This window comes from Ginsengibacter sp. (assembly GCF_057362405.1).
The window spans coordinates 21245-29813 of the sequence record NZ_JBMQQG010000029.1; the positions used below are offsets into that span (position 1 = coordinate 21245).

At 37.3% G+C, this 8569-nt stretch carries 8 protein-coding genes and 1 other RNA gene; 4 read left to right on the forward strand and 5 right to left on the reverse strand.

Going from position 1 to position 8569, the window contains the following annotated elements; all coding sequences use genetic code 11:
* Nucleotides 1–103: 103 nt before the first annotated feature.
* Nucleotides 104–460 (reverse strand): response regulator, encoded by a 357-nt coding sequence (locus tag ACO1O5_RS02345; protein ID WP_486268079.1) that lies wholly within the window; start codon nt 458–460, stop codon nt 104–106.
* A gap of 399 nt (nt 461–859) precedes the next feature.
* Here ACO1O5_RS02345 and ACO1O5_RS02350 point away from each other — a divergent pair, with 399 nt between their 5' ends.
* Both ACO1O5_RS02350 and ACO1O5_RS02355 read left to right on the forward strand, forming a co-directional pair.
* Nucleotides 860–1873 (forward strand): BON domain-containing protein, encoded by a 1014-nt coding sequence (locus ACO1O5_RS02350; RefSeq protein ID WP_486268081.1) that lies wholly within the window; start codon nt 860–862, stop codon nt 1871–1873.
* A 127-nt stretch (nt 1874–2000) separates the two neighbouring features.
* A complete protein-coding gene (locus ACO1O5_RS02355) occupies nt 2001–2198 on the forward strand; it encodes a KTSC domain-containing protein (RefSeq protein WP_486268083.1) in 198 nt (65 codons plus the stop codon).
* Between the two features lie 51 nt (nt 2199–2249).
* Here ACO1O5_RS02355 and ACO1O5_RS02360 read toward each other — a convergent pair whose 3' ends face one another.
* A complete protein-coding gene (locus ACO1O5_RS02360; protein WP_486268085.1) occupies nt 2250–3203 on the reverse strand; it encodes a YihY/virulence factor BrkB family protein in 954 nt (317 codons plus the stop codon).
* 948 nt (nt 3204–4151) lie between these two features.
* Here ACO1O5_RS02360 and ACO1O5_RS02365 point away from each other — a divergent pair.
* Nucleotides 4152–4754: a DUF4142 domain-containing protein gene (locus ACO1O5_RS02365; RefSeq protein ID WP_486268087.1), complete on the forward strand. Its 603-nt coding sequence runs from the start codon at nt 4152–4154 to the stop codon at nt 4752–4754.
* A gap of 371 nt (nt 4755–5125) precedes the next feature.
* Here the strand turns inward: ACO1O5_RS02365 and ACO1O5_RS02370 are convergent, their stop codons facing one another.
* Nucleotides 5126–5461, reverse strand: a complete 336-nt coding sequence (locus ACO1O5_RS02370; RefSeq protein WP_486268089.1) for a hypothetical protein — start codon at nt 5459–5461, stop codon at nt 5126–5128.
* 506 nt (nt 5462–5967) lie between these two features.
* Nucleotides 5968–6341, reverse strand: a transfer-messenger RNA (tmRNA) gene (ssrA, locus tag ACO1O5_RS02375).
* A gap of 123 nt (nt 6342–6464) precedes the next feature.
* On the opposite strand from ssrA, the gene ACO1O5_RS02380 reads away from it, so the two are divergent.
* The gene (locus ACO1O5_RS02380) at nt 6465–8255 is read left to right on the forward strand and encodes a MutS family DNA mismatch repair protein (RefSeq protein ID WP_486268090.1); all 1791 of its coding nucleotides are present in this window, start codon (nt 6465–6467) and stop codon (nt 8253–8255) included.
* Between the two features lie 137 nt (nt 8256–8392).
* On the opposite strand, the gene ACO1O5_RS02385 is transcribed toward ACO1O5_RS02380, so the two are convergent.
* The gene (locus ACO1O5_RS02385) at nt 8393–8566 is read right to left on the reverse strand and encodes a site-2 protease family protein (RefSeq protein WP_486268092.1); all 174 of its coding nucleotides are present in this window, start codon (nt 8564–8566) and stop codon (nt 8393–8395) included.
* Nucleotides 8567–8569: the final 3 nt, after the last annotated feature.

The following is an 8569-nucleotide window of genomic DNA, read 5'->3' on the forward strand; positions in this document are numbered from 1 at the left end:
ATTCTTACGAGCATGCAATTGAACTGGCTGGACATGAACCGGAGTGGGTATTATTTTACGCATAAATAAAAAATAGCCTTAAGCAGCTGAGTAAATAAAACATTCAGGCAATATGCTTCCTGATAGTCTCCACCAAATAAGATGTTTCAAAAGGTTTCGTCACAATCCCATCCGCCATAAACTCGTGTATACTGTTTACCAAATCATAATGAGCTGAAAACAGGATGACAGGGATATGCGTAGTTTCGATTGACTGCTTCAATTTCTTACAGATTATGCGCCCGTCAGCGCTTCCCAGCGCCACATCAAGCAAAATTAAATCAGGGGAAAAAACCTGTAGAGAAGAATGAATATCTTCCCACCTGGAGATGGTTTTAACGGCAAACTTATGCATACGCAGTATTATTTCAACAACGGTTAATATATCGTTGTCGTCATCAACAACCAGAATTTTTCTCATATGTTGGATGGCAAAAAATTGAAAAAAAATTAACAAATATCACACCAAAGAAGTTATTGATATTTAATCGGTTGGTAAAAGGAGCTCGGCTTTAGCATGACTAATTCAGATAGATTTTGCTGCATGGAGTAATGCGTCTTAAGAAAACCGTGAAAGAATTCTATAACCCAAAATAGTTATTTGATTGAGATTGATGGAACCATTTATTAAGTTGTTTATTAAACAGCATAACCATTAATCTTTGGCTATTTGTAGCAGTTCAGAGCCAAGTATTTTGCCATAGTAACAGCTATGTGGACGGCATTCTACAAACCTATCAACTATTCAACCGAAACCCGCAGGGCACATTATTTGAAGAATTTTTAAAACGATTTTCTTGAACTCAAAAAATTTTTTAGTATGAAAAACAACAATCAAAACAATCGCAACCGAAACAGAAATTCCGGTTATGAAAATGAATATGGCCGACAGGGTAGCGGCAGTTATAATCAATATACCGGTAGAAATGATTTTTCGGAATATGATGACGATGCCGGGTATGCAAATCAGAATAACGTTAGCCAGAGATCGCATTACGGTTTCCGGCGGGACGGAGAAAACTATAGTCCGCAATATTTACAATCTGAATTTGGAAGGTCGCAAAACCAGGGCTACAGTAACCATCGCCGGGGCGGATACAATTCACCCTCAGCCAACTATTATGAAGGCGGCGCTAATTATAATTCAGATTACGGGAATAGAGAGCGAGATTCCTATGAGGGCGATTATTACGACAAAACACATGCCCGAAGTGGGATGAACAGATCATCTATTCGAAGCCAGAGAAATGATTACGATAACGACTATTACACCGATGACGTGCCAGGCAACCGTGGCTTTTACAATTCAGATTATGGAAGGGAAAACCGAGGGTACGAGGAACGGAATCCACGATCCTATCAACCTTACAGAGATCAATCGTCTTATGGCAATTATGGTGGTGGAAACAGGGGTACAGAAAATAGGAACAGAGGTTTCGGACAGGATGATTGGAACTATTGGAATAACGGAAATGGCCAACATCGGGGAAAAGGCCCAAGAGGTTACCACCGTTCAGATGAAAGAATTCAGGATGACATCAACGACCGGCTTAGCGATGAGGGCACCCTTGATGCCACAGACATAGAAGTGAAGGTGCTAAACGGCGAAGTTACTTTAACAGGAAATGTAGCAGACAAACAATCGAAAAGACTAGCAGAAGATATTGCAGAAGAAGTTTCCGGCGTTAGCAATGTAGAAAATAAAATAAGGGTGTCAAAAGAAGGTAACACATCACAAAAATCAATAGGCAGTTCCGCCTCTGCAGCGGAGCATAAAAAAACGAATGCTAATTCTTCTTCCGAAAAAAAGGAAAAGACGCACCAGTTAAATTAGCAAGACAATATTGAAGCACTAAAACTTTTTATTGCTAACCTATCCCTGAAAGGCTGCTTTTTAAGGCAGCCTTTTTCGTCGTGTTTTATACGTAATAATTTTAAAGATTACTGATAGAATTTTGAAAATGCCATCGTCTGTTATTAAAAGCCTGCACTATGATTCTTATTCACACACGTTAAGAATTGCTTTTGTGTCGGGGTCAACTTACGATTTTGAAAATGTGCCTGAAACAACTTACCAATTACTGAAGAATTCAGGTTCCATGGGAACTTTTTTTAACCAGAAAATAAAACAAAAATATAAGTACAAGAAAGTAAATTGACGACGGCTATAATATGTATAAACTGCATTAAAGGAATGTAGTTCCATCAATTTAGTTTTTGTTCTTTTTTTCCAACTGCTCAACTTGTTGAAAGCTTTTATTGCTGTGTTCTACTTCAACTGTTTTGGTAATAACGGCGTAATCATTTGGAGCAATACGGCTCCCGTATTTTATCGCATAGGCTTTTGTAAATTCCGCTCCAAAATATAATATAACCGAAGAATAATAAATCCAAACCAGTAATATTACTAACGAACCCGCAGTTCCATAAGTATTGCCCACGTTAGTTTTTGTTATATAAAAAGAAATTGCAAATTTTCCCAGCATAAAAAGAACGGCAGTTGCGATAGCACCTGCAGTAATATCTTTCCACTTTATCCTGGCATCGGGTAATACTTTAAATATTACGCCAAACAAAACAGTAATAACAACAAAATTTAAAATAAGATCAAGAATATAAAACACCGTTATGGTTAACTCATGAAAGTACAATTGCAGTCGCTGGCTTAACGCTTCTATCAATCCCGAAATAACCAATGTAACCAGCAATAGAAAGCCGAGACTAGCGATGACACCGAATGACAATAAACGGTTTTTTATAAAAAGCCAAATAGCAGATTTTGGTTTTGTTTTTATCTCCCAAATCATATTGATTGAATCCTGCATCTCGCTAAACATGCTGGTGGCGCCTATTAACAGAACTATGAGACCAATAATTGCGGCGACCTTTCCCTTGCCGGCTATTGCTGCGCTCTTTATTATTTCCTGTAACTGCAATGCAGCATCATGTCCCACGAAACCCTGTATTTGTCCATAAATCGTTCCCTCAACAGCTTCTTTACCAAAAAAAATACTGCATAAAAAAATAACAACTATTAGTAACGGGCCCACAGAAAATACGGTATAGTAAGCGAGGGCTGCACTTAGCTTTAAGATCCTGTCGTTTGAAAAACCAACAACGGATTTTTTAAGAATATGCCATATGCCTCTTATTGTTGCTTTCATCTATATTTTTTCGAAGTTCTAAAGCGCTGATATCGAAATCAGGCGAAATGAAATCTGCCAACCCTATTACTTTTGAAATCAATTTTTCATCTATCCGAAAATTACCCACCGTCATAACCGCCAATCACCGGCAATATTTCACTGCTACCTTTGCAGCCTGTTGCTTGCAATTTTTTGATGTTTTCATTCTTGTATAGATCTAAATGGACGTATTCAAGATGCAGGTTAAATAAATTGCATGCCGATAAGAATCATTTAATACCAGACAATCATTCAAAGTGAGATTAGCAGACTTTTTATGCCTTTGATTTTGATCCACCTATCGAAGGTTGTACCCTATTGCATTGGGGCGTAACATACCTTATGCGCAGTCCCCATCAATATTACTTAAATCCAAATAATTGCTTTTTTGCAAAGACTTTGCCACAATGTCGGGAGGTTGAAATGGTTGAAGCTTAAGTTAGTTGTGCATGAATTACTATATAAGCCCAAACTAAAGACAGAAAGAACTTACAATAACCTTTTGGATAAATTTTGAGGAAGCATATCCACATATTTTTATTAATGGAGAATTAAATAAACAAGAAGCCTGCGCCCTCACCCAGTTAAGGCATTTATTTAACAAACCAGATCACTCCCGATTTTTTAAACTGAATTAACTGATGCGTTAATTCACTCAAGCGGAGCCCTATTTTCCCCAATTCTATTCATATCAAAATCATCATTTCTTCTTACCAGGCCTAACTTTTAATTTTATTTACTGCAAAATTCTTTACCGCGAACTATTTAATACTTATAAATTAAAAGGCCATAAAAAAGCAAGGCCAGCCAGTTGATAAATGCAAAAAAATTAATTCCGGGGGTAACTGCAGCGCTGTACACTTGCAGAGCAGAATGGCTTGCTATTTGTTAACCTCACATCATAATCGTTAACCAAAAATAAATAATATGAAAAAGATCTCAGCAATTTTAATTGCAAGTATTTTGTTGACAACGCAGGCGTGCAACAATAGCGGAAATGAAAAGGACAGTGTTGATGCAGCCAATGATATGAATGCAAAAAAGGACACAACTAATATGTCAGAAAGCAAAAAAGATACAGTAGCCAATGCTATGTCAGTAACCGATGATGTGGCTAAATTTGCGGTAAAAGCAGCTGATGGCGGCATGATGGAAGTAGCACTTGGTAAATTGGCAGAACAAAAATCAGCCAACACAAAAATTAAAGACTTTGGCAGAATGATGGTGAAGGATCATACAGATGCCAATGACAAATTAAAAGACATTGCAGCACAAAAAAACATTTCATTGCCTTCTTCAATAAGTCAGGACGATCAAAAACATATCGATGACTTAAACAAGGAGAGTGCAAAAGATTTTGATAAGGACTATATAGACATGATGGTAAAAGATCACAAAGACGATATTGATCTTTTTGAGGATGCGGCTAAAAATTCCAGCGATTCAGCCTTCAAAAATTTCGCCGCTAAAACTTTACCTACATTGTATAAGCATCTTGGGGCTGCAAAAGCCATACAAAAGAGTCGCTAGTAAATCGAATGCGATGTGCGACGTGGCAATAATTAACAATGGCAGGTTGAAACACCTGCCATTAAATTTCTACCCATATAGAGGGAGTCAGTACAATTCAAAAATAATAATCAATTCATTTCAGAAACAGTCAAATTATGCAAGGGTGCCTGCAATAATACGCCAGCATATAACTAATAAAAATTTCGAGCCTGATGGGTCCGGCAGAGCACTTTTGTTTAGCGAAATCAAGACATCTTACAGGAAAAGGAGCTTGCTCGTTTTGAGCTAAGTGCGTTTCTTATTCCGGATACGCTCCAGCAATTCCGTAATGAGCAAAAGCCAATTCCGATATAAATAAGATATATACCCGGATGTTGTTTTTTTAGTTATTATCCTGTGGTGTCTTTTTCTGGCTTATATCTTTTCATGTCTTCTGCATTGTTCTTCCAGGGTTCATCGCCCGAATAATTTATTGCATGACGATCCTTCTTTTGGAGAATGACACCAGCAGGTGCTGTAGTGGTCGTCTTCCATTGGGATGTAACGTTATCCCAATACCAATATGTTCCATTCGCCTGATCGAAATATACATTTGATGAGGGGTAATAGTAATATTTATGGGATGATGAATTCGTCATCGAACCACGATTGGTAGTATCCGAATTCTGTGCTGATGCAACTAAGGTGGTACCGCTTACTAGCAAGGCCAGTAAAATCTTTTTCATAGTGCAAATTTTTCTTATTAAAAATAGTTGAAAAAGTAAGCCCCAATATTGTGCCAAAGCAGCGTTGCAAGCTACCTTAAGAACACAAGGACAATGGTTGAGATGATTTATTTATGCATGACGGTAAAAGATCGCAAAGACGATATTTATGATTTGAAGACGTGGCCATAAATTCTACCGATTCAAATTTTTAGAGAGTTGTTGCACAAGCACTTTGCTTATTTATAAGACTATGTCAAGCTGAAAAGAGCTTATGAATCGTTCGCTCCTCATTTGGACATTTTCAAAAAATTTGTTTTAAAGATTGTTTTAGGTATACTTTTTTATAAGATTTTGAGGCAGGATCTCATCAATACAATTGTTTTTGTTTTCAACCTTAAAGGTTAGGCGCGGGATCTGGCCTTTTTAATTTTTTTACACTATTGAACATTTTGATCAGTCTCCAAAAACAAAAAAGCCCGCAAACATTGAGTTTGCGGGCTTTTGATTTCGTTTGAATTGTAAATTAGTGGAGCTGCAGGGAGTCGAACCCTGGTCCAAACACACTCGCCGTAAGCCTTCTACATGTTTATTTTTGCATTATTTGTCGGGAAAAAGCAGGAGCAAAACAAACCGACTTTTTCCTTAGCTGGATGGTCTTAAGCAATCCGCACAGCCTTGGATTACAGCAACCCGTTTTATTTTTGAGTCGGCGGAAGAGCGTGGCAACAGGTCTGGCCAGCTACAACGGCCCTAATGGTTACTTAATTAATAATTAAGCAGCCATGGCATACGAAGTATTGCCATTTAAAGTTTTCGTATTCATATTTAAGTGCTAATTACGCAACGCACTACATGCTTATACTTACAAAGAACTATGCTGTCAATACCGGTCAGCCCCGAAACAATTGGTGATGGACAATTAACAATCAACAATTGAACCTGCAAATTTACAAAATATAGCCGGGTGTTTAAGTAAGTATTATAACCTTTATTTTTACCAACTTTTAATTTAAGATTTTAGATGGCACCAGGGATATTTTATAAGAAAAGAATTGATGGTCTGCAGACAGATTTAACGAGACTACAACAAAGGAAATCCGGTTTTGGATGGTTGCGTTTTGGCTCCATTGCAGCCATTATCATTGTATTTTATGTCTTATGGTCTATAAGTGTTTGGTATGTTATAATTGTAAGTATACTCTTGTTGGTAGTTTTCATAAGACTATTATTTGCAGATTTAAAAAACAAAGCTGCCATTGAGTACACCATACACCTCGTTAATATCAACAATGATGAGTTAGAATTCCTTGAAGGAAATTATCGTATTTTTTCTGAAGGCAATGAACACATTCCGGCAGACCATTTATACGCCAACGACATGGATATTTTTGGCGCCAATTCCCTATTTCAATATATAAACAGAACGACATCAGAAATGGGAAGCTGGCAACTGGCAGCATATTTACAAACACCTGCAGCTAAAGAAACTATTTTGCAAAGACAAAATGCCTTAAAAGAACTTTCTAATAAAATTGAATGGATACAAGACCTGCAGGCAAAAGGTAAAGAAAAAAAAATCACTTTCATAACAAGAAAACGGCTGGAAGGCTGGATTGCGGAACCTCCCCTATTTACAAAATTTAAACCGTGGAAATGGTTACGATATGTTCTACCGGCAATAATAATTTCGGTTGTTACACTATATATTTTTGATGGAGTTTCATCATCAATATTTTATTTCTTTCTATTGCTTTTTGCAGCCATAGCTTACCAGATCAATAAATACGTTGCGCCGGTTCATGAAACACTATCAAAAATTGCAGATGAGATCGACATATTATCGGGGAGTATTGAGCATATTGAAAATACAACTTTTGAGAGCCCTTTGCTGAAGCAATTACAATCGGTTTTTTTTCATCAAAATAAAAATGCATCGCAGGATATTGCGAGATTGCATAAATTACTTGACAGGCTCGACCTTAGGTATAACCTCGTACTCTCCCTGCCATTAAATATTCTATTACTTTGGAACCTGCAGCAAATGCTTGACCTGGAAAAATGGAAGTCGGAACAACAAAAGAATATTGACAAGTGGTTTGATACATTGGGGCATATAGAAGCTTTAAGCAGCCTTGGGGTATTACATTTTAATGAACCTGCCTGGTGTTTCCCTGAAATAACAGATGATTATTTTTTTATAGAAGGAAAAGAAGTTGGTCATCCCTTAATAACTGACAATAAGAGAGTAAATAATTATATAGAAATAAAACACGATGGGGAATTAATGCTGGTAACCGGATCCAACATGGCCGGCAAGAGCACTTACCTCCGCAGTGTAGGCGTAAACGTTATATTGGCTATGGCTGGCGCACCGGTATGTGCCACTTATTTCAAAATATCGCATGTGCAGGTTATCAGCAGCATGCGCATAACCGATAATCTTGCTGAAAGCACTTCAACGTTTTATGCAGAGTTGAAAAAATTAAAAACGATTATTGAAAAAGTAAATGCGGGAGAAAAAGTTTTTATATTGCTGGACGAAATTTTAAGAGGAACCAACTCGCTTGATCGACATACAGGTTCCGTAGCATTGGTCAAACAATTAATAAAACATCATGCGGCAGCCATCATCGCTACCCATGATCTTGAATTGGCAAAAATCAAAGATGAGTATCCCGAAAGTATTATCAATTACCATTTTGATGTACAAGTAAGCAACGACGAATTATATTTTGACTACAAATTAAGGCCGGGAGTTTGTAATAGCTTAAACGCTTCTATATTGATGAAGAAGATTGGGATAGAACTTTAGTGCACGTGCGATGTACGAGGTTAGATGTACGACGTTGCATGATCGAATGAAAGAAGTATTGCATTTGATGCCCCTGTTTGATATTATTACAATAATAACAGAGATCTGCATCGCACATCCAACATCGTACATTTTTTTTAATGCCCTTTTCCCCAGCCGAACCAATCATTGCCGTTGGCAAAAAGCATTAAAGCAAATAAAATCACCATTCCTGCTATCTGCGCATATTCCAAGAACTTATCACTGGGTTTCCTACCTGATATCATTTCTATTAAAGTAAACAATACATGTCCTCCGTCCAGTGCCGGAATCGG